Annotated in this window: 14 protein-coding genes and 2 pseudogenes; 14 read left to right on the forward strand and 2 right to left on the reverse strand. The window is 36.1% G+C overall.

Annotated features, from left to right (window positions below):
• Positions 1–49 precede the first annotated feature (49 nt).
• From M2306_RS04550 to M2306_RS04575, 6 genes are all read left to right on the forward strand, one after another.
• Positions 50–4,573 (forward strand): DUF8202 domain-containing protein, encoded by a 4,524-nt coding sequence (locus tag M2306_RS04550; protein WP_259190362.1) that lies wholly within the window; start codon positions 50–52, stop codon positions 4,571–4,573.
• A 69-nt stretch (positions 4,574–4,642) separates the two neighbouring features.
• Complete coding sequence (locus M2306_RS04555; protein WP_259190363.1) at positions 4,643–5,191, forward strand: phage tail-like protein; 549 nt, start codon at positions 4,643–4,645, stop codon at positions 5,189–5,191.
• Between the two features lie 56 nt (positions 5,192–5,247).
• On the forward strand, positions 5,248–6,576 hold the full coding sequence (locus M2306_RS04560; RefSeq protein WP_259190364.1) for a T9SS type B sorting domain-containing protein: 1,329 nt from the start codon (positions 5,248–5,250) through the stop codon (positions 6,574–6,576).
• Positions 6,577–6,587: 11 nt separating this feature from the next.
• The gene (locus tag M2306_RS04565) at positions 6,588–7,520 is read left to right on the forward strand and encodes a PorP/SprF family type IX secretion system membrane protein (RefSeq protein WP_002985079.1); all 933 of its coding nucleotides are present in this window, start codon (positions 6,588–6,590) and stop codon (positions 7,518–7,520) included.
• 11 nt (positions 7,521–7,531) lie between these two features.
• Positions 7,532–9,493: an OmpA family protein gene (locus M2306_RS04570; protein WP_259190366.1), complete on the forward strand. Its 1,962-nt coding sequence runs from the start codon at positions 7,532–7,534 to the stop codon at positions 9,491–9,493.
• Positions 9,494–9,760: 267 nt separating this feature from the next.
• A complete protein-coding gene (locus M2306_RS04575; protein WP_259190372.1) occupies positions 9,761–10,630 on the forward strand; it encodes an AraC family transcriptional regulator in 870 nt (289 codons plus the stop codon).
• Positions 10,631–10,719: 89 nt separating this feature from the next.
• On the opposite strand, the gene M2306_RS04580 is transcribed toward M2306_RS04575, so the two are convergent.
• Positions 10,720–11,250 (reverse strand): DMP19 family protein, encoded by a 531-nt coding sequence (locus M2306_RS04580; RefSeq protein ID WP_259190373.1) that lies wholly within the window; start codon positions 11,248–11,250, stop codon positions 10,720–10,722.
• A gap of 238 nt (positions 11,251–11,488) precedes the next feature.
• Between M2306_RS04580 and M2306_RS04585 the strand changes: the two genes are divergently transcribed.
• The 3 genes from M2306_RS04585 (at position 11,489) to M2306_RS04595 (ending at position 14,088) form a co-directional block, all read left to right on the forward strand.
• Positions 11,489–11,878 carry a hypothetical protein gene (locus M2306_RS04585; RefSeq protein ID WP_115090464.1) on the forward strand — a complete coding sequence of 130 codons (390 nt, stop codon included), beginning with the start codon at positions 11,489–11,491 and terminating at the stop codon, positions 11,876–11,878.
• A 209-nt stretch (positions 11,879–12,087) separates the two neighbouring features.
• Positions 12,088–13,134: an SGNH/GDSL hydrolase family protein gene (locus M2306_RS04590; protein ID WP_259190374.1), complete on the forward strand. Its 1,047-nt coding sequence runs from the start codon at positions 12,088–12,090 to the stop codon at positions 13,132–13,134.
• Between the two features lie 3 nt (positions 13,135–13,137).
• Positions 13,138–14,088, forward strand: coding sequence for a phosphodiester glycosidase family protein (locus M2306_RS04595; protein ID WP_259190375.1), 951 nt, complete (start codon positions 13,138–13,140; stop codon positions 14,086–14,088).
• Positions 14,089–14,153: 65 nt separating this feature from the next.
• Here the strand turns inward: M2306_RS04595 and M2306_RS04600 are convergent, their stop codons facing one another.
• The gene (locus tag M2306_RS04600) at positions 14,154–15,326 is read right to left on the reverse strand and encodes a proline dehydrogenase family protein (protein ID WP_259190376.1); all 1,173 of its coding nucleotides are present in this window, start codon (positions 15,324–15,326) and stop codon (positions 14,154–14,156) included.
• A 93-nt stretch (positions 15,327–15,419) separates the two neighbouring features.
• Between M2306_RS04600 and aroB the strand changes: the two genes are divergently transcribed.
• From aroB to M2306_RS04625, 5 genes and pseudogenes are all read left to right on the forward strand, one after another.
• On the forward strand, positions 15,420–16,487 hold the full coding sequence (gene aroB, locus M2306_RS04605) for a 3-dehydroquinate synthase (RefSeq protein ID WP_259190378.1): 1,068 nt from the start codon (positions 15,420–15,422) through the stop codon (positions 16,485–16,487).
• 299 nt (positions 16,488–16,786) lie between these two features.
• A pseudogene (locus M2306_RS04610) lies at positions 16,787–18,191 on the forward strand (type III PLP-dependent enzyme domain-containing protein).
• Between the two features lie 26 nt (positions 18,192–18,217).
• The gene (locus M2306_RS04615; protein WP_259190380.1) at positions 18,218–19,192 is read left to right on the forward strand and encodes a deoxyhypusine synthase family protein; all 975 of its coding nucleotides are present in this window, start codon (positions 18,218–18,220) and stop codon (positions 19,190–19,192) included.
• Positions 19,193–19,290: 98 nt separating this feature from the next.
• Positions 19,291–19,587: pseudogene (locus M2306_RS04620) on the forward strand (DNA primase); the annotation flags it as partial.
• Positions 19,588–20,272: 685 nt separating this feature from the next.
• Positions 20,273–21,514 carry a phage tail-like protein gene (locus M2306_RS04625; RefSeq protein WP_259190383.1) on the forward strand — a complete coding sequence of 414 codons (1,242 nt, stop codon included), beginning with the start codon at positions 20,273–20,275 and terminating at the stop codon, positions 21,512–21,514.
• The last annotated feature ends 72 nt before the right edge of the window (positions 21,515–21,586 follow it).

The following is a 21,586-nucleotide window of genomic DNA, read 5'->3' on the forward strand; positions in this document are numbered from 1 at the left end:
ATATCCTTGCTGAAAGCGATTTCAGCAGGGATTTAAAAAAGAAAAATGTATGAAAAAAGTATATTTAATAATGTTTTTCCTATGTTCTATGTTGGTTATGGCTCAAACTCCAGGAGGAGTAACTGGAACAACCATAGAATATTGGTTAAAAGCAGATGAATTGGCAACTACACCGATACATGATGGGGATGATGTATCAATTTGGATGGATAAGTCTGGAAATTCAAGGCACTTTACAAATACCACAGGCTATTATCCTAGATTTATTAAATCGGCGATGAACTTTCATCCAGCTGTAGAGTTCTATAATGACGAAGATGCAACTACAGCCAATAATGAAAGACGAAGATTAGAATCGGTTGGGAATTTTCAGATGGATCCCAATAAATCCTATTTTGTCATTTGGATTTCTCGTTTAGAAAATGAATCTTTTTCAGGTTCATTAAAATATGCTCCTGTTTTTACGTTAAATACCGCATCTAGTGGTGATAACTACGGTTGGACAGCAGGTACGGGATCAACGGCTCAACGCTTGTGGCATGAAACGAGAGGAAGCTCCTATACCCACAGCAATGAGGGGAATATTTACGGTATTGGTATTGCAATGATGCCAAATAAAACAGCTACACCACAGAGTCAAATACTCAATGGGGTAGCGAGTACCTCAACCATGGCAGGGCGAACGATGGCAACGGGACAAACAAAAAGTATAATTGGAGGAGCGAGTTCAGGAACGACCAACCCCTATTACTACTATGGAGAGATCATGGAGGTTATTGTTTTGTCTAAACCAGCAGGAACTTCTGGAGCGGTTTTAACAACAGATGAATTGCGTAAAATTAATACCCATTTTGGTGTTAAATATGGGGTAAGTTTAGATGGTAACTATATTTTATCCAATGGAACTCCTATTTATAGTAGCGTTTTACCAGGGTATTATGATTATGCAAAAGATGTTTTTGGTATCGCAAGAGATGATCAAAGTGGATTGTATCAAAAGCAAGCCATGAGTACGGATAATCCTGCTTTAGCTGTTTCATTAGGAGATTTTCATGAGACTAACGCAGAAAATCCATCCATATTAGCAGATAAAAATGCCTTGATGTTTGGAGCAAATGGGTTAGAGGGAAATCAACCGTATGCACATTTAGCAGGCACGGCCTTTATGAATTACACCTTACAGGTGCACACAGATCCTGTAACAGGCGTGGTGAAGCAAGAAAAATTAACGACTTTATTTAACTATAAACTTAAGGCCAAAGCAACAGGACAAAGTTCTTATACGGTGAATGCTCGTATAGGAATTGGAACCTGGTTATTGGTAAGTGCCAATCCAAATTTCCCTCCAAGTCAATCGCGTATTTACAAAGTAGTAGATGGAGTGGCCAAAAACGTGGTCATTAACGATGGGGATTATATTGGATTTACTTCTGAATTTGTTGCTCCTGGTGGAGTAAGCAACGGACTGAGAATGTGGTTAAATGCGTCAAAGAAAAATACCATTACAGTAGATAATCGAGGAGAGGTGGTAAACTGGGTAGATCACTCGGGGATGGGAACAACGTATAGAAAAAGAGGTGCGAATGGATCAGCTCCTTTATACTTAGACGCTGAAGAGCAAACAAACTTCCACCCAACGCCTTATTTCCGTAAGTGGGAAGATTATTTGATTACGGATAAAGCGGCCATGTCGAAGGCTGTGCCTGAGGATGTTGCTTTTTATGCCGTAGTGAATCACGATTTTGAAAGTTCATCACGATCTTATTTTATTGGATTTGGTCAACAGACCATCGGAACCAATGCCAGAAGACCATCTTTTGGTGTATATAAAGGAGGTTCGAATAATGTCGATGGATTAGGACGTATCGGTTCTTCTGGATTGACCAATAGCCCGAGTCGATTGTTTAATACAGGAGCAACGACGATTGCTGGGTATCACTGGAAGGTAGGAACAAATGTTACCTTTGAGTTTGATGGTGGACATTCCGAAACAGTAAACCATAAATATACCAACGTGTTGATGAACGGACCTGGGATGTTAGGACTAGGGAGTTCCTCTAAAAGCTACACCTTAAAAGGGATGATGCCTGAGGTAATTTTATATGAAGGAGCATTAACGGCTAATGAAAAATCGAGAATCAACTCTTATTTAGGAATCAAATATGCCATTACAATCAAGTTAGGAACGTTTGGATCCGAGAATTTCAACTATTTACTTTCCGATAATACATCCATTTGGAATGGTAATGATGCATCACATAGAAATTTCCATCACAATGTGGCTTCGGTTGTACGTGATGACGATGCAGATTTATACAACTACCAGTCAAAATCAACCGATTTAGGGTCGATTGTCCACATGGGAGTAGGAACAAAGTTAGGGAATGATCCGATATTAGGCGTAATTAAAAAAGATAGAACGGCACTGACTTGGGGACATAATGATGGTGCATTAACGCGTTTCTCTTTCGCTGGAAATCAAACAATTTGTGGAGAAATGGATTCCAAATTAAGCGGTAGAATCTGGATGGTCGATAATACAGATTTCGATCAGAGTGTACTTGTACGTGTGGCAGATTCACAATTCCCTTTCAATGGACCCAACTGGCAAGTGTTTTTACTTGTTGCAGATTCTCCCGGTAAATTAACGGCTAACCAATGGGATCGCGTTATTCCAATGGAATACTTATACGATGGACACCAAGTGAATTATAAATTTCCGAAAGACCAATTCACCTATTTTACATTTGCAGCAAAAGCATTGCCAGGAATTTGTGAGTCTTGCGATTTTAGTGGCGTAAAACGATTAGAATTTACCAAGAATAGCTGGGCAAAAGGATCTACTGCACAAACGTTTAATTTAGGAGATGGATTTACAGCTGATGTAAAAGTAACAGTAGAGACACCTTCTTCTTTGAGAAGCCGTTACCCTCGACCTTCAACGTATCGCTCCTTAAGAGAATACAGAAGAAGAGGTTCAGGAGATAAGAAAATGGTGACCGAAGTTGTGCTCAAACAGAATGGTTCTTTAAAAGCAGCAGCGAGTTCATTTGAAATTTTTGAAGTTGATCGCTATGGCCATCGCTATAGTAATATCGAAGTATATGGAGTTTGTGGAGCGGGAATCGTCATGCCAAATCTAAGTTATGTTTCTGCTAAACCAACCTATAAAATTGAGGAAAATAGAGCAAAAGGAAATAAATCATCAAGTTATGCTTCTCCTAAAGGAAGAATGTATGTAGAATTTGATGTTCCTGTAGAGAAAATCTATGTTGTTCATACGTTTACAGGTAAAAATGGTGCCGGAAATATGCGCATGGGAATAGGCCCTATGGATTTCTATTGTTTACTTCCATTACCAGAACCAAATGAAGAAGGCTTAATCTTCACCAAACAAGGCCCACCAGAAATGTTACTATGCGAAGAAGCAACGTATACGTTCCGCATCGCAAATACAAACTGTGCGCCATACAAGGTGAATTTCTCTGATGTATTACCTGCAGGGATGAAATGGGTAGGTGAGTCGTTGTCAATTGATGATACTGCAGTTGCTCAAGCTACAATTAACGCGTATGCACAAAGCAGTACACTTGATATTCAAAACATAGAAGTACCAGGTACATCAACCCTGACCTTTAGAGCGAAGGCTATTTTTGACCTTGATGCACCGGCAGGAGTATATGAAAACAGAGGAAAACTGAGTTATCAACCGCTTGATGGGCCAGCTAGAACAGTAGAATTGCTGAGCTGTGATCGTTTGTCTACGGGATGTGAACCAACGCGTACGTTAGCAACAGGAGACCCAACAGCAAGACCTTTACCTATAGAAGTGGTAAGTGCATTAACAGATAAAGGATGTTATGTTGAAAATGATGTCGTTACGGTAGCTGTTAAAGTGAAAAATCCAAATGCGTTTAGCATTCAGGATATGATGTCAGAGTTCAACTTTAATGAAGAATTTACGTATGTAAATAATTCCTTGACTTCTGAATCCCTTAGTTTTGGAGGTTCAGTGATTGTGGATACTTCTGAATTGGGTAGTTTGATTATCGAAGATTTTGTACTCCCTCCAGGAGATCATACATTGACATTCAAAGTGAAAGCACCAAATCGTGCAGGAATCGTTATGGAAGATATTGATCCGCTTAATCCTGATTTAGGACAAAGAGAATCACCCTTGTATATTGATTTTGAATTGTTGAATGAATCGGATGATTTGTGTTTAAATAGTACAACATCAGAAGTATATGGGTCTTTAGAAGTAGAGTACTGTTCCGTTTGTTACTACGATCCAGTAGAAGGAGATAGTGGCAATATATTGGATTCATCAGGTTATTTGGCTATTACGACGCTAAACAGACCGGATAAAACGTGGATTCCGAATCGAGGAAATGCCTTCATGGTACTAGAATCAAAAACAAAAGGATTTGTTATTACGCGTTTGACTACGACTCAAATCGAAAGACTAAGTCCAGTGGAAGGAATGCTAGTATATGATACAACAATCAATTGTCTGAAGATGTATAACGGAACCAATTGGGGCTGTTTAGATCAAGGATGTGTGGATGAATAGTTAATCACTGTGGAAAGAGGAAGGAACACGTGTGAATTCCTTTTTCCACTACTCTAAATTTGAATTGCTATGACAAATATTATAAATAAATCATTCGTTTTCTTTATCCTCTGCTCTTGCTTGAGTATTACTTCAGCGATAGGACAAACGGCTATTGGAAAAAAAATGGTCGAAGGAAGCGATGTAATCCTCGATTTTAAAACCAATGATAATCGAGGTATCATCTTGCCTTGGGTAACCGGCGCACAACAAGTGACTACGCCTGTTGGAGGTACTTTAATTTTTGATTCAAGTGACAAAAAAGTAAAATACTATAAAGGAGGCACGGAGTCCACTTGGGTAGATCTGTCTATCCAAGAAGGGAATGTCGACCTAGGTATGCAGCAACCCTTTGCTGAAGATGCAACTGTGACGCCGTCTGTTTTAGGAAGCCGAACTTCAACCGCATCTGGGGTTCTTGTTTTAGAATCGAACAGTAAAGCGATGGTTTTACCAAAAATGGAAAGCCCACATTTGAATATTTTAAGCCCAAAAGCCGGAACGATGGCATTTGATACGGTGTCAAAAATGTTGTGCATTTTTAACGGAAAAGAATGGTCTTTTTGGAAAGTCAAATAAGGATATTCCCTTGTAAATTTGGTAAAAATAGCAAGCACAGTTTAAAATTCTAGAACATGAAAAAGACAAAGTATACAATAGGACTTGCCCTTAGCCTTTTGGCAGGAGGCATAGTTCAGGCACAAAATACAGTGCAACAGGTAATGGTCAATACAGGAGTAATATTTGTGGCATCTGATGAAACACTCGCAACTCGCTTTGACTTTACCAATACAGCGGAGGGCAAAGTAATTAACGATGGAACAGTTTACTTTTTTCGAAATTTTAATAACGATGGTCATTATGGTTATAGTGGCAGCAAAAGTAGAGCTACGAATAACAGTAGAGCCGTTTTTAAACGATATGAAGGCGAAGAAGGCATTCAACTGATTAGTGGTAATGCATTCTCTCAATTTTATAATGTCGAATTAGATAACAGTAAACCAGAGGTTGCTTTTGATCTTAAAAACAACATGGATGTTTTTGGTACATTGGAGTTTAAAGAGGGAATTGTAAAAGTAGATGAATCGTTCAATCCTATAACAAAAGGATCCTACGGTATGTTAACGTTCCATGAAGGAGCAATGGCTTCTAGTACAAGTGATCGTTCACATGCAGAAGGAAAGGTGGAAAAAATAGGCAATGAACGATTTGAATTTCCAATTGGCGATCAAACGTATTTTCGACAAGCAATTATTAGTGCTCCTAAGAGCACAACGGATGCTATTGTAGCAGAATATCGTTTCAATGATACGGCGTTCTTTGAAACGCATAAAACCGCGACAGGTGTTGTGAAAGAAGTGAACAACAGAGAATACTGGAAATTGGAAGGAAAGTCTAAAGAGGTAGAAACGGTTATTTTAAGCTTAAGCTGGGATGAACGAACCACCTTACCTTCTTTATTGACTGATGTGGAACGTGAGCTTCACATTCTTCGTTGGGATGATAAACAACAGCTCTGGGTAGATGAAGGCGGAGTAGTAGACATGTCTTCCAAGACTGTTTCTACACCAGCAAAAATTAAAAATTTTGGATACTTCACTTTAGGAACGGTAAAAGACGATTGGATTTTAGAAGGAGATGTAGTCATTTATAACTTAGTAACACCCGATGGGGATGGTAAAAATGATTATTTCATCATAGATAATATCCGTAAATATCCGAATAACCGAGTGGAAATTTACAACCGTTGGGGAGTGAAAGTATATGAAACAACCGGATATGATCCAAATGGAGATGGAAGTATGAATGTATTTAATGGATATTCAGAAGGTAAAATAACGGTTGATAAAAAGAAAAAATTACCGAGCGGAACGTACTACTATATTGTGACATACGAACATACCGATGCAAATGGTAGTCGCATGATTAAGAAAGCGGCTAACTTACATTTAGAGACCAATTAAACCACAAAAACATGAGACTAAAAAAGACAACACGTACCGTATTTCTTCTAAGCTTAGGTTTGGTTGGTATAACGCAAACGTATGCACAGCAAGATCCACAATATACCCAATACATGTATAATCATTCTAATATTAATCCTGCTTATGCAGGAAGCAGAGAAGGACTACAGATATTCGGATTGTATCGCACACAATGGGTAGGGCTAGAAGGTGCGCCTAAAACAGCCACCCTTTCTGTTAATACCCCGTTGGGAGATTCTGGACTGGGATTGGGAGTGAATTTTGTCAATGATCATTTGGGAGTTATGGATGATAATACGTTGTCCGTTGATTTATCCTATGCGATTGACTTGAATCACCAATATAAACTGGCCTTTGGTTTAAAGGGATCCGCGAACTTACTGGATGTAAATTACAGTAAATTACATATTTACAATCCAACGGATCCTGTGGCAGAAGACGATATTAAGAATGAATTTTCGCCTAATATTGGAGCAGGGTTATTCTTGTATTCCGATAAGGCTTATGTCGGATTGTCAGCGCCTCATCTCTTAACGAGATCGCGCTATGATGATAATGAGGTGAGAACACTTCGCCAAAAAATGCATATGTATCTAACAGGAGGCTATGTCTTTGACTTGAATCCCAATTTGAAATTCAAACCAGCTGCTATGGTGAAAATGGAACAAGGTTCCCCTTTGCAGATGGATGTCAGTGCCAACTTTATGTTCTTAGATAAGTTTACCCTTGGGGCAGCATATCGTTGGGATGCTGCAGTAAGTGGGCTCGTTGGGTTTCAGGTATCTGAGAATATTTTCGTTGGATACAGTTATGATGCTGAAACGAGTAAGTTAGCCCGATATAATTCAGGCTCACACGAAATATTTATGCGTTTTAGTTTGTTTAACAGCTACAAGCGCGTTGCTGCGCCGAGGTTCTTCTAAAAGAAAGTATTATGGTAAAACAAATCATACAAGTTGGCCTATTGACGCTTAGCTTAAGTCTTGGAAATTTAGGTTATGGTCAGATCAGAAAAGAAAAACAAGCCGATAAGAGCTTTGATCGAACGGCCTATATCGACGCTATTCAGATTTATGAACGCATGGCAGAAAAAGGCTATATCAATAGTTCTATCTTACAAAATTTAGCTGATGCGTACTATTTCAACGGAAAATTAACAGAAGCGAATAAATGGTATACGGAATTGTTTGAAGGACAATACGAGAATAAAAATGTAAGTGAACTTCCTTCGGAATATTATTATCGCTATAGCCAAACATTGAGAGCGATTAAGAATTACGAGAAATCTCAAGAATTGATGAATCAATTTGCACTCATTGAAAAACAAGATCAAAGAGTAGAAGAGTACAATAAAAATCGAGCTTATCTCGAGCATATTGAGAAGCATTCCAATCGCTATGATATTCAGTTGTTGCCTTTGAATAGTGCTTATTCTGATTATGGTGGGACGTTACTTGGCAATCAGTTTGTATTCACAACAGCTCGAGATACAGATCATCAAAGTAAAAGTAAGATTCACTCGTGGACGAATGAAAGCTATACGCGTTTGTATCAAGTAAAAATTGACGAAAATGGAATCGGTAATCCAGAGCGTTTTCCTCTGGACGAAGCAGCTTATGTCAATGACGCTACTGCTGTTTTTACCGCAGATGGGAACCACATGTTCTTTACCAGAAATAATGCAAAACCAAGTGGGAAAAGCAAGCAGAATAAAGCGCATAATTCTTCGTTGAAAATATACAGTGCTTTAAAGCAAACGGATGGGTCGTGGGGACAAGTATTGGAATTGCCAATTAATTCGGATAATTTCAATACTGCCCATCCTGCTTTAACTCCTGATGGGAAGTGGTTGTATTTTGCTTCGGACCGAAAAGGAACGTTGGGGCAATCAGATCTATATCGCGTTGCAGTGTATCAAAACAACGGTTATGGCCCAGTGGAAAATTTAGGAAAAGCAATCAATACAGAAGGTAGAGAAAGTTTTCCTTTTATTTCCTCCGATTACCAATTGTACTTTGCTTCAGATGGCCATCCTGGATTAGGAGGAATGGATGTTTTTGTTGCTAAAATGTATCCAGACGGTAGTTTTGGTCCTGTCGTTAATATGGGCGAGCCCATTAATAGCAGTCTCGATGATTTCGGATTGTATTTGGATCCAAAAGATGGGAAAGGTTTTGTAAGTTCCAATCGAGCAGGAGGTAAAGGAGCGGATGATATTTATCTATTCACAACAAAACCATGTAAACAAAGTATTGAAGGAACGGTTTATGACTTAGATACAAAAGAATTACTTGTCAATGCGTCTATTATCGTTTCAGATGCCTTGTATCAAAAAAGCGATACACTGTACACAAATAATCAAGGGCGCTATGTTATTTCAGATTTAAATTGTGGAGTGAAATACCGTATAAAAGCAGAAAAACAAGCTTATAATACGATCGAATTAGTTTTTACACTTAATCGTGACCCAGGAGTTAAGACGTTTGATATTGGTTTAGAACGCACAACGAAACCGCTAGAAGTTAACGATGATTTATTTAAGCGATTGCAATTGAAGCCGATCTATTTTGATTTTGATAAGGCTATTATCCGACAAGATGCAGCAATCGAATTGATGAAGATTGTAGAAGTAATGCGTGCGCATCCAACCATGAAAATTGATGTCCGTTCTCATACGGATAGTAGAGGAAATGACACCTATAATTTAAACCTATCTGATCGTCGAGTAAAAGCCACCATTCAGTGGATGAAAGACCAAGGAATAGAAGCCAGTCGTTTAACTGGACGTGGCTATGGAGAAACACAGTTGCTCAATTCTTGTAGCAATGGTGTACGTTGTACAGAAACTGAGCATCAAGTCAATAGACGCAGTGAATTCATCATTGTAGCCATGTAAGGCGTACAACATAAAAGCTCATAGTCGCAAGAAGGATCTTTTTAAAAAATCTAGTTTTAAAAAGAAAGAATATTCAGCTGTTCTATCCCGTGAACAGCTGAATAATTTTTTTGTTTCTCAACACAATTGAACCTCCTAGATTCATGAATAAATAGTTTATTTGCTTATGTTGAGAGTTTTATTTAACTTAAAAAGATTTAATATTTTTTAAATATTATTGATTTTTGTTGTTTATTTTTATAAATTTATGTAAAAAATTGCTTTATAATGAAAGATACTATTTTTGATAACTATGCTTTATATGATGCAAGCGGAAACAGACATGATTTTGTATTGATGGAAATAGATCAAGCCTTGCAATTAGGGACGACTAGTTTAACTATCCTAAATCAACAAGACTTCTTTAAGGTCATTTACATTACAGAAGGAGAAGGCGTATATTACGCCGATTGGCAGGCATTTGAGTTGAAGAAAGGGGACATTTGTTTTGTAGGTAATTTTGAACAGCAACGTTGGAGTGTAACCAAGAGTATTAAAGGATATATCATTAATTTTAAATCTGCTTTTTTGACCAAATTCATTACGAATCATTTATTTGTCCAAGAGCTAGCATTTTTTAATCGATTCACCACCCATAATTTATTAGAAAATAATGCAGTAGGAAATCGAGTAGAGCATGCGATTCAAAGTATTTTACATGAACTAAAACTTGAAATAAATAAGGATATTAATTTGATTCGTATCTATTTACTGGAAATACTTTTGATTTCTAAGCGAAAGATTGATCGGAAAAATCATATCAAACATGAAAGTGTTAATTCTAATATTCTTCTAGACCACTTTGAGGAGTTGATTGAAAATCATTTTTACGAATATAAGTTCCCTAAAGAATACGCAACTCACTTAAGGGTAACACCGAACTATTTGAATAGTATTTGTAGAAAGCTCAAAGGTAAATCTGCGGGTGATTTAATTCGAGATCGTATTTTATTAGAGAGTAAAAGGTTGTTGATGACCACGAATCTATCCGCTAGTGAAATTGCGTATCGGCTGAATTTTAAAGACAGTTCCTATTTTACGCGTTTCTTTAAAAAATATGTACGCCAAACACCAGATGAATACAGGCGAAATAATTAGTTAACCCTGGGTATGATAAGACAATGGAGTAGGGTTACAAAAAAACAAAGCGAAACGCATGTAATAGCTGTTCCGCTTTTAAGTATCAATTAATCTTCTTCTTCAGTTAAAAAATCAGTTATGATTTCTTGCATCTCTTCAATAGTCACAACTTGTGTATCGGGATGTTGTTTGAGCCAATTGGCATTTAGTAAAACTAGATCTTCCTGAGGGAAATTCTTATCCTCTAATACTTGACTTGTTTCTTTGCCTTGTTCGAAAGGTTGCTGTAAAAACTTAGTTAGTTTAATTTTACTAAAAAGCTTCATTTGGCGCATTTGCTTTTCAAAGTAAGTCAAATGTTCAACTGCATTCATGGCTGTTAATCCCGCTTGAATAATTTCAATCAAATCCAAATCCCACTGCGTTTTGTGTATAAATGCAGCTAACCCTTCATTTTTTACGGTATTGTAATAGTAGTCAACGCAATAGCTTGCGAAGGCATCCGGATGTAATTCATCATCACCTACTTCTGAATGACGTAAATAGTTAACAACCGAAATATTTGAATTTACAACTGCTAGGGCTGTATCATTTTCAATAGCATCTTTAGACAATAGAATAGAGGGAAATTCTCTCATGGTAAACAAAATTAAAAAACAAAGGTAAAGCAATTGAAAGTGAAAACACAAGGGAGAAGCATGGATTTAGTGTGAATTGTAGAATATTTCTACAGAAATTCCACAGCTTTAAAATGTAGGTTGTTAAAAGGTAAGGCTTGTATGGTTGATTAATAGGTGTTAAATGTTAAAAAATGTAAAAAATAGAGGAATAGTGTGATTCTTGTTTCATTATTAAGTAACTAAAAACAAAAACATTATGAAAAACACACTGAAAAGAATTGGAATGGTACTAGCAGGATGTAGTATTATCGCTTTTGTATCTCTATCATGTAGCAAGGATGATGATCCGACAGATAATGATCTATTTGTTGGGAAATATAAAGGACATATCACCTATACGGAAGGAGAAACGCATATTGATGCTGAGAATGGCAATGTAGAGGTTGTGAAGATTGGCAAGGATTATAATTTTATCTTTTCAGACAAGATTCCCAATCTAACAGGAGTTAAGTTTGAAAAAGACGGAGAAAATACGGTGATTAATATTGGTTCGGATGAAGCTCATCTCATTAAAATTGATGCAAATACGTTGATCATTGCCTATGCGAAAGATGGCAAAATTTGGTCAGCTAATTGCAGTAGATAGTTTGTAATTATATATAAATTGGTTTAAAGAGAGAATGTTTATTTGATAAGCATTCTCTTTTTTATGTTGCAATATAGGGGAAATCAACCAAGATAGGTAGGACTGCTGAATTGCTTCGAATAGAAAAACTTAGACCTTTCATAACCTCAGGATAATAGTAAGCTAATAGTAATTGTCTTGTTTTGCAGTTATAATTTAAATGGAATTATATGCAAAAAATAATAGGTATACTGCTGTGTTTGCATTCATTTTGTATGGGGGCGCAAACAGACAAAAAAGTAAAATATTACGAGATTCATCAACCTTTTGCTAGAGTAGATACGCTAAAATACAGAGAGTTACCAAAGGGGGTTAAGCAAACGGGCAGACACAGTGCAGGTTTGTTTGTTGACTTTAAAACCAGTGCTAAACAAATTAGCGCCAAATGGTGTGTTCAACCTTCGACGGTTTATGCCTATTTGAGTGAAGTAAATCGAAGAGGCTTGGACCTCTATGCGAAGGTAGGCACAACTTATCAATATGTTCGTTCTGGATTCCCTGATGCAAAAAGTGATTGTAGTGAGGCAATCATTATTGATCAACTAACAGGAGAAGATCGAGAATACCGCTTGTATTTTCCTGTGTATAGCGAGTTGGTTAATTTACAGCTAGGAGTAGAAGAGGAGGCAACTTTTAAAGCGATACAACCCACTTACGACAAGCGTATTTTGATTTATGGATCGAGTATTGCACAAGGAGCTTCCGCAAGTCGACCAGGTATGGCTTATCCAGCTCAATTGGAACGAAAATATGGGTATGAGTTTCTAAACTATGGTTTTGGAGGAAGCGCTAAGATGGAAGAGACAGTAGCTACACTTTTAGCTGATATTCCCAAAGTAGATTTATTTATTATGGACTGTGTACCCAATAGTTCTGTAGAGGAGATAAAACAACGTACAGCGGCGTTTGTCGCTTTGTATCGAAAGAAAAATCCAGATGTACCCATTGTTATGATTCCTTCTGTAATTCGAGAAGTGGGGTATTTCAATACAATCATAGGTCAACGAGTAATGGCACAGAATCAGCAGTTTAAAAAAGAGTATGAAGCCTTGATACAACAAGGTGTTCAAAACCTACACTATGTAGACGTCGAATATTTATTGGGCACCGATCATGAAGGTACTTCAGATGGGGTACATCCTACCGATCTTGGTTTTGCTCGATGGATCGAGGCTGTACAACCCCATATCGAAGTATTATTTCAGCGTTATTTTTAAATTATGTATAAATATCAGTTAAAAAACCAAGTATTAGGTTTGATTTGCTTCTCTTTTGCGTTTGTAAGTTGTAAAAGTGTACTCCCTAAAGAATCCTCCATTTTATTGCAAGACGATATGCAGTGGAAACAAGAACGCCTTGCGGATGATTTAATGCTTTATCGTTTAGTAGGTCAATATTATGAACCTTATGAGGCTTATCAAACTGTTCATGTGTTAGCATTGCCTAAAAAAAGTAAATCTTTGCAATTAGAACTGCTAGATATTAGGCCTGAAGATAGCTTGTCTCAAGCTGTAACGGTTGATCCCTCTATTGTTGCAGCAATCAATGGAACTTATTTTGAAAAGGGATTGACAAAAGGAAATTCAACGGCTTATTTGAAAATAAACCAGGTTTTGATTGACAGTGTTGAAGTAGATAAAAACCATCAGTTTGGTTGGAAACACGAAGGCGCATTAGCTTTTACAAAAGACCAAATGCGCATCTTAAGAGGAGACAATCAAATTTACGCGAAGGCCAAAGAAGAAAATATCATGTCAGGGGCACCCATTCTAATTGAAGCAGGAAAACCGGTGGGTGCTTATTTTGTAAAAACGCCTCATCGAGATTTGACACAATTACATTATGAAAATCCTGAACGACATCAAGGCGTTCGACATCCTCGAACTGCAGTTGCACTAACGGAAAAGGAAGTGTTATTGATTACAGTTGATGGGCGAAGTACGAAAGCTGAAGGAATGAGTGCTAAGGAATTGACTGAATTTATTCAAAAGTATTTTCCCGTGCAAGAAGCTTTGAATATAGATGGAGGAGGATCAACAACCATGTGGATATCAAGCGATACAGCCGCTCCTGTTCACGGGGTAATTAATTACCCTTCAGATAATCGAAAACAAGATCATTTCGGACAGCGACAACTGCGCAATGCCATAGTAATCAAAAAGATAAGATAATATGTTGTAAAAATAAAGGCGTGTTTCTTTTCGAAACACGCCTTTATTTTTATATCAAGCAGCAATTAAATTTTGCGTCTTTTCATTTCTGTTTCAATCAAATCCAATTCGCGGTTTGTTTGACCTTTTACCGATGTATTCTCTTGTGCTCGGCGAATTAAGTACGGAATTACGTCGCGTACTGGACCAAACGGAAGATACTTCGCTACATTGTAGTTTGCTTTAGCCAAGTTGAAACTGATGTTATCACTCATTCCATATAATTGACCAAAGAAAAGTCGTTTGTCATGATGTGCGATGTTGTGTTTCTCCATCAACTCCATCACCAATTTTGAACTATTTTCGTTATGCGTTCCTGCAAATAAAGCCATACAGTCCATGTTTTCTAACATGAAAGTAACCCCAGCATCATAATTGATATCTGTTGCTTGTTTGTCTACACAAATAGGCGATTTATATCCTTTTTGTCCAGCGCGTTCTCTTTCAATTTCCATGTAAGCTCCACGAACCACTTTCATTCCAATATGGAAACCTTCTGCTTTTGCAATAACGTGTAGATCTTTTAAGAACTGTAAACGATCCCAACGATACATTTGAGCCGTATTGTAAATCAATGCTTTTTCCTTGTTGTACTTGCGCATCATGTCCAATACAATCGCATCTGCTGCATCTTGCATCCAGCTGTGCTCTGCGTCAATTAATAAAAGAACATCATTGTCGTAAGCAAATTTACAAGCCATATTAAAACGGTACACAATGCGTTCCCATTCTTTCTCTTCCTCAGCTGTAAATGGTTTGCCTTCTCCTTTTTTAACGAACATATCGAAACGACCAAATCCAGTTGGTTTGAAAACTGCAAATGGAATAGCATCAGGTCTAGCCTTAGCAAATTCAATCGTTTTGATGGTCATATTTAAGGCTGCATCAAACTGTTCTTCTGTTTCTTTTCCTTCCACAGAATAGTCTAATACTGACGCAACACCTCCCTGATTGTACATTTTATCAACTACACTTAGACAATCTTCTTCGTTGATTCCCCCACAAAAATGGTCAAAAACCGTCGATCGTATTAATCCTGTTACAGGTAAATGAGTTTTGATGGCGAAATTAGCTAAAGAGGACCCCATTTTTACAAGTGCGGGTTTGCTAATCATTTTAAATAAAAAGTGAGCTCTTTTTAACTCCTTATTATTCTTAAGTGCAAAAGCTACTTCTGTATTGTTAAATAAATTTTTCATTATTTGCTAATAATAACTGTTGTGCAAATATAGCTACTCTTTTAGTTTTTATTCAAATATTTATACTTTACTTTGTGTAGAAAATGAATTTAAATGATAAAAGTAGAAACAGCTGATTATCCTATTTATTTTGGCGTAGAAAGTTATGCGATTTTAGGTGACTTTTTGAACGAAAAACAATACAGTAAGTTGCTGATTTTAACAGATTCAACCTGTAATGAACTTTGTTTGCCTCATTTTTTAGCGAACCTTCCGACAACAATTCCTTTTGAAATTATTGAAATTGAACCTGGTGAAACAGCCAAAGACTTAGCAACATGTGAGGGCGTTTGGTCTGCAATGCTCGATTTAGAACTGGATAGACACAGTGCGGTTATCGCAGTTGGAGGTGGAGTCGTTTCTGATTTAGGAGGCTTTGTGGCTTCTGTTTATATGAGAGGGATTGACTGCTTTCTGGTTCCAACGACGCTTTTGGCCATGGTTGATGCTTCTATTGGTGGGAAAACAGGCGTAGATGTACAAGGAGTGAAAAATGCGATTGGTACATTTACGATGCCTCAAATGGTCGTTATTGATGCTACTTATCTGGAAACTTTAGACCCAAGAGAACTGAAATCAGGCTATGCTGAGATGCTGAAACATGGACTTATCTATGATGAAGCTTATTTCAATCACTTGAAAAATATTGCCCAAGTCGATTTTGGCGATATTGAAACGCTGATTTATCATTCGGTAGTAATTAAGAACCAAGTGGTGCAAGAAGATCCTCAAGAAATAGGGTTGCGCAAAATATTGAATTTTGGACATACGATTGGACATGCGGTGGAAAGTTATTATTTGACAAATCCAACAAAAAATCGTATGTTGCACGGAGAGGCCATTGCTATTGGTATGGTTGTAGAAGCATATATCTCAACTGTTATTTTAGGGTTAAATAATACCACTTATCAAGAAATCAAAGAGTCTATACAATATATTTATGGGAAACAATTATTTACCCAAACAGACATTGCAGAAATAGTGGAATGGTTAAAGTTTGATAAGAAAAATAGGGCAGGAGAGATTCGAATGGTTTTACTAGCGAATATCGGGCAGTGTTCTTACAATAAAGAGGTGTCTAAGGATTTGATTGTGAAAGGGTTCGAGGATTATTTAAAATAGTCGCGATTTTAACCGCGTTTTTGGAAATTCGATTTAATATTTTGTTACATTTGCGCTCGTGAAAATGGATGTTTTATATATTAGATTATGTGTTTCATCTCGAAGGAACATTAAGCGTTTTGTCAGAAAACAAAAGGCTAATTTTGTATATACTATTATTAAATATTCAAAGGAAGCTCTGAACTCATTCCGTTTTAGAAACAAGCTTCCTATTGTATTTGCCAATATTAGAGTTTGAAAAGCGGTTGTAGTACCGTTTAAATTACAATAATTAATAACTTTTAAAATTGACTTTTCAAATGAATACAAAATATGTTGACTTAATCAACCAAACTTTTTACTTCCCGCAAGAGGAGTTCAAATTGAATAAAGATAATCTTCAATTTCACAATATCGATTTAATGGGGTTAGTTGAAAAATACGGAACACCATTAAAATTTACGTACTTGCCTAAAATTTCTGATAACATTGCAAAAGCAAAAGGAATTTTCAGAAAGGCAATGGAAAAAAACAAGTATAAAGGAAATTATTACTACTGTTATTGTACAAAAAGTTCTCATTTTTCTTATGTGTTAAATGAAGCGTTTAAAAATGATATTCACGTAGAAACTTCTTCTGCTTTTGACGTAAACATTGTAGAAAGATTATTGGATACAGGTAAAATCAACAAAGATACGTTCGTTATCTGTAATGGTTTCAAACGTTCACAGTACATTGATAATATTGCAAATCTGATTAATAACAAGCACGAAAAAACAATTCCAATCATTGATAATTACGAGGAATTAGAATTGTTGCAAGACCAAATTGAGAAGAAATTCAAAATTGGTATTCGTATTGCATCAGAAGAATCTCCTAAATTTGAGTTTTATACCTCTCGTTTAGGAATTGGATATAAAAGCATCTTGCCTTTCTACAGAAAGCAAATTGCAGAAAATCCAAAAGTAGAATTGAAAATGCTTCACTTCTTCATTAATACAGGAATCCGTGATACGGCGTACTACTGGAATGAATTAGTGAAATGTTTAAAAGTGTATATTACACTAAAAAAAGAATGTCCAACATTAGATAGTTTGAATATCGGTGGAGAGATTCCCAATTAAAGATTCATTGGCATTTGAATTTGATTACCAATACATGGTAGATGAAATCATCAATCAAATTAAAATTGTTTGTGAGGAAGCTGAAGTAGATGTGCCAAATATCTTTACAGAGTTTGGATCTTATACTGTTGGAGAAAGTGGTGGTGCGATCTATGAAATTTTGTACCAAAAACAACAAAATGACAGAGAGAAATGGAATATGATTGATTCCTCTTTCATTACAACATTACCTGATTCATGGGCAATTAACAAAAGATTCATTATGTTGCCAATTAACCGTTGGAACGATGCGTATGAGCGTATTTTGTTAGGTGGATTGACTTGTGATAGTGATGACTACTACAACTCAGAACAAAACTTGAACGCGATTTATTTGCCAAAATACAACAAAGAGAAACCATTGTATATCGGATTCTTTAATACAGGAGCGTATCAAGATACGATTGGAGGATTTGGTGGAATTCACCACTGTTTAATTCCACAACCAAAACACATCTTGATTGATAAGGATGAAAATGGAATCATTGCTTCTGAATTGTTCTCTGAACAACAAACGGCAGATGAAGTTTTAGAAATATTAGGTTACAACAAAAATAAATAAACAATAAAATATAAAAGATTAATAAAATGAGTAAAGGACCAATTAGTCAGTTTATTGAGCATCAATATAGACACTTTAATGCTGCTGCATTAGTAGATGCTGCAAAAGGATACGAATTGCATTTAGCAGAAGGTGGAAAAATGCTTATCTCTATGGGAGGAGCAATGAGTACTGCAGAATTAGGTATTTCATTAGCTGAAATGATCCGTCAAGATAAAGTTCACTTTATTTCTTGTACAGGAGCTAACTTAGAGGAAGACGTAATGAATTTAGTAGCGCACTCTCACTACAAAAGAGTACCAAACTATAGAGATTTAACGCCAGAGCAAGAAAGAGAATTATTAGACAATCACTATAACCGCGTTACAGATACTTGTATTCCAGAAGAAGAAGCATTCCGTCGTTTACAAAAACACTTAGAAGACGTATGGCATGCTGCTGAAGCAAAAGGAGAGCGTTATTTCCCGCATGAATTCTTATACCAAGTGGTAAATTCAGGAGTATTAGAACAATACTACGAAATTGACCCGAAAGATTCTTGGATTGTTGCTGCAGCAGAGAAAAACTTACCAATTGTTGTTCCTGGATGGGAAGATTCAACTTGTGGTAATATCTTTACTTCAAACGTAATCAAAGGTAAATTAAACGTACATACAGTAAAATCTGGAATCGAGTACATGATCTTCTTAACAGAGTGGTACCGTGCTAATTCTGGAGGTAAAGGAGTTGGATTCTTCCAAGTCGCTGGAGGTATCTCTGGAGATTTCCCTATCTGTGTTGTACCAATGATGTACCAAGATTTAGAATGGGAAGATGTTCCTTTCTGGGCGTATTTCTGTCAAATTTCTGACTCTACAACATCATACGGATCTTACTCTGGGGCTGTGCCTAACGAGAAGATTACATGGGGTAAATTAGATATTGATACACCGAAATACGTAATTGAATCAGATGCAACAATTGTGGCTCCATTAGTGTTTGCATACATTTTAGGTCATTAATGAATAGATAAAAAATCTTGATAAAATAATTGGCATTTTATTTGTTAATTAGGATTTAGCTATTACATTTGAAAACGAAATAAAGCAATAAATATAAAATGAAGAGAGTAATTGTTGATTACGCGAAATTAACAAACGAAATTTTGACACTATTAGTGGAAAAATTTCCTGATGGTTATGACGATTCAGATATTATTCGTTTTAAAAATATTAAAAACGAAACTGTTGAGGCTGTTGAAGTGAGAACAGAAGACACCATCTATCTAGTTAAAGTAAGTACTAAGTTAGCCGATCGTATTGAAAACTTCGATGACGAGGATGAAGATGATTTTGTAGATCCTGCAGATGATTCATTAGATGCATTAAAAGATTTAGAAATTGCTGACGAAGAAGATTAACAGTTTCAAATAATATAAAATTTAAAAGGCTATCGCATTGCGATAGCCTTTTTTTATGCTTTATAAAAAGTGGTAACGACTTTTTTCGCTCAAATAGTAGAATTAAGTAGTTCTGTTTATTTCGTTCTCGTACGTTGATTAAATAAAGCTATTTTAAGATCATTAGTCGATATAGCTCCAGCGGGCTATTCTTATTTCGCTCGGCTCTGGTATTTTTTTAAAATACTGTCAAAAGAGAGGCTTTTTTTAATTCTCAAGAGAATAATGGAATTGATGAGTATCGTGCTTCAATGTAATTTTAACAATTTGATATCACTTGCCAATTTATACTACGCTAAAAAGTAATGATTTTATAAAGGGAAAATGACAATTAGTCATTAAACTGATTTTTTTCTATTCTTACTCCTCTTTAATTTGCGATTTAGCTGCTTTCTGAAGCTGCTTTTTCTGCTAGTAAATCACAAAATATAACCTATATTTTACCTTGTTATATGTTGTTTACTTACTAAGTGAGATTTATCCTTATTTTTTTATTTTCTTTGTTTTTAACAATTTTATGTAGTTTTATTTGTTAAAAATCTAATATTGTTAAATAAAATTTAATTATTCCTGATATTTGTATGTGGTTTTTAAGTGTTTTACTATGAATATTAAGAATTGTAATATTAAAAAATAAAGAAATATGTTAAGAAAATTAATTCCGCTAGTAGCGCTTGTTTTAAGTGGCTCAGCAATGGCTCAAACGGGACTAGGGACTAAGACGCTTGCTGATTCAGCACAATTAGACGTTGTGGCATCAAATAAGGGGGTATTGTTACCTAGAATTGAGTTAGTAGCAATAGATGATCAATCGCCTATTGTTGGAGAAATGAGGGAGAGTTTGTTAGTTTATCACGTAGGGAACACTACTTTACCTTCAGGGTTTTATTATTGGAAAGGCAATAAATGGGTACGTTTATCGTCGGATGATAGTATAACGGATAGAATGAATAATAGCTTTACGATTGGTGCTAATCCCAATCTTAATGGGGAAGAATCGTTGATAATTACAGACACAAAGAATCATAGTATTTATTTAGCAATTTCATCCATTGCTAACAATGATGTATTTGTTACAAACTTAGTCGATAATCAAGCGTTTATTACTCAATTAGCCAGTAAAGAAGAATTCATTACCAATATTACTAATGAATTGAAAGACATCTATGGTAATGTTGTATATGAAAACGGAGCTTTTTATGTTGTTCGTGAAGTAAATGGTCAAATCATAAAAGAATTAATTGACTTAACTACAGTTTTACAAGAGGCTGGAGAGTCGTTGATGACAGATGGGGTTATTGGTGTTTTAGTCGGCGGTGTATTAGATACTGAAGTCGAAAAGGCAGTATTAAAATCATTAAAACTAACCTTAAATAATAATACGGTAACATCGGCTCATATTCAAGATGGTACAATTAAACCTATTGATATGGAAGAAGCCGAACCCAATAAGATTTTGATAACAGGTGTAGATAGAAAACCAGTATGGAAAGATCGCACTCAAGTTGCTCCTAATTTCTTCTATATGCCCGCTGTTATTTTTGACACTAGCGTTACAGGGACTGCAACTCGTGATCTATATCAAGAGTATGTAAATCAATTCACAGGAGGATCAAAAACTGTTGCTACAGCTGTTTCATATCCTATTTCACATGGTCCTGCGGGGACAGTACCGATGATATATAGTGGAGGAATTGTTGGTAGTAATGGAGCGCCAGCTGATATTTCAGTACTAAGTAAAGGGGATATGTATTATTATGTAACGTATTATGATGAAGAAGTATTTGAAAATCTCTCAATTAATGCAAATGGTAAATTAACCTATAAGGTTAAATCGAATGCTTCACCAAATTCTTATATGAATATTGTATTTGTTCTTAAATAGGGGGACTTATCTGAAAAATCTTATTCTGTAGTATAAGAAAGGAGATTCGAAAAAATGAGGTAGTAATAAATA

Source organism: Myroides gitamensis, from assembly GCF_029894455.1.
GTDB classification, from domain to species: domain Bacteria; phylum Bacteroidota; class Bacteroidia; order Flavobacteriales; family Flavobacteriaceae; genus Flavobacterium; species Flavobacterium odoratum.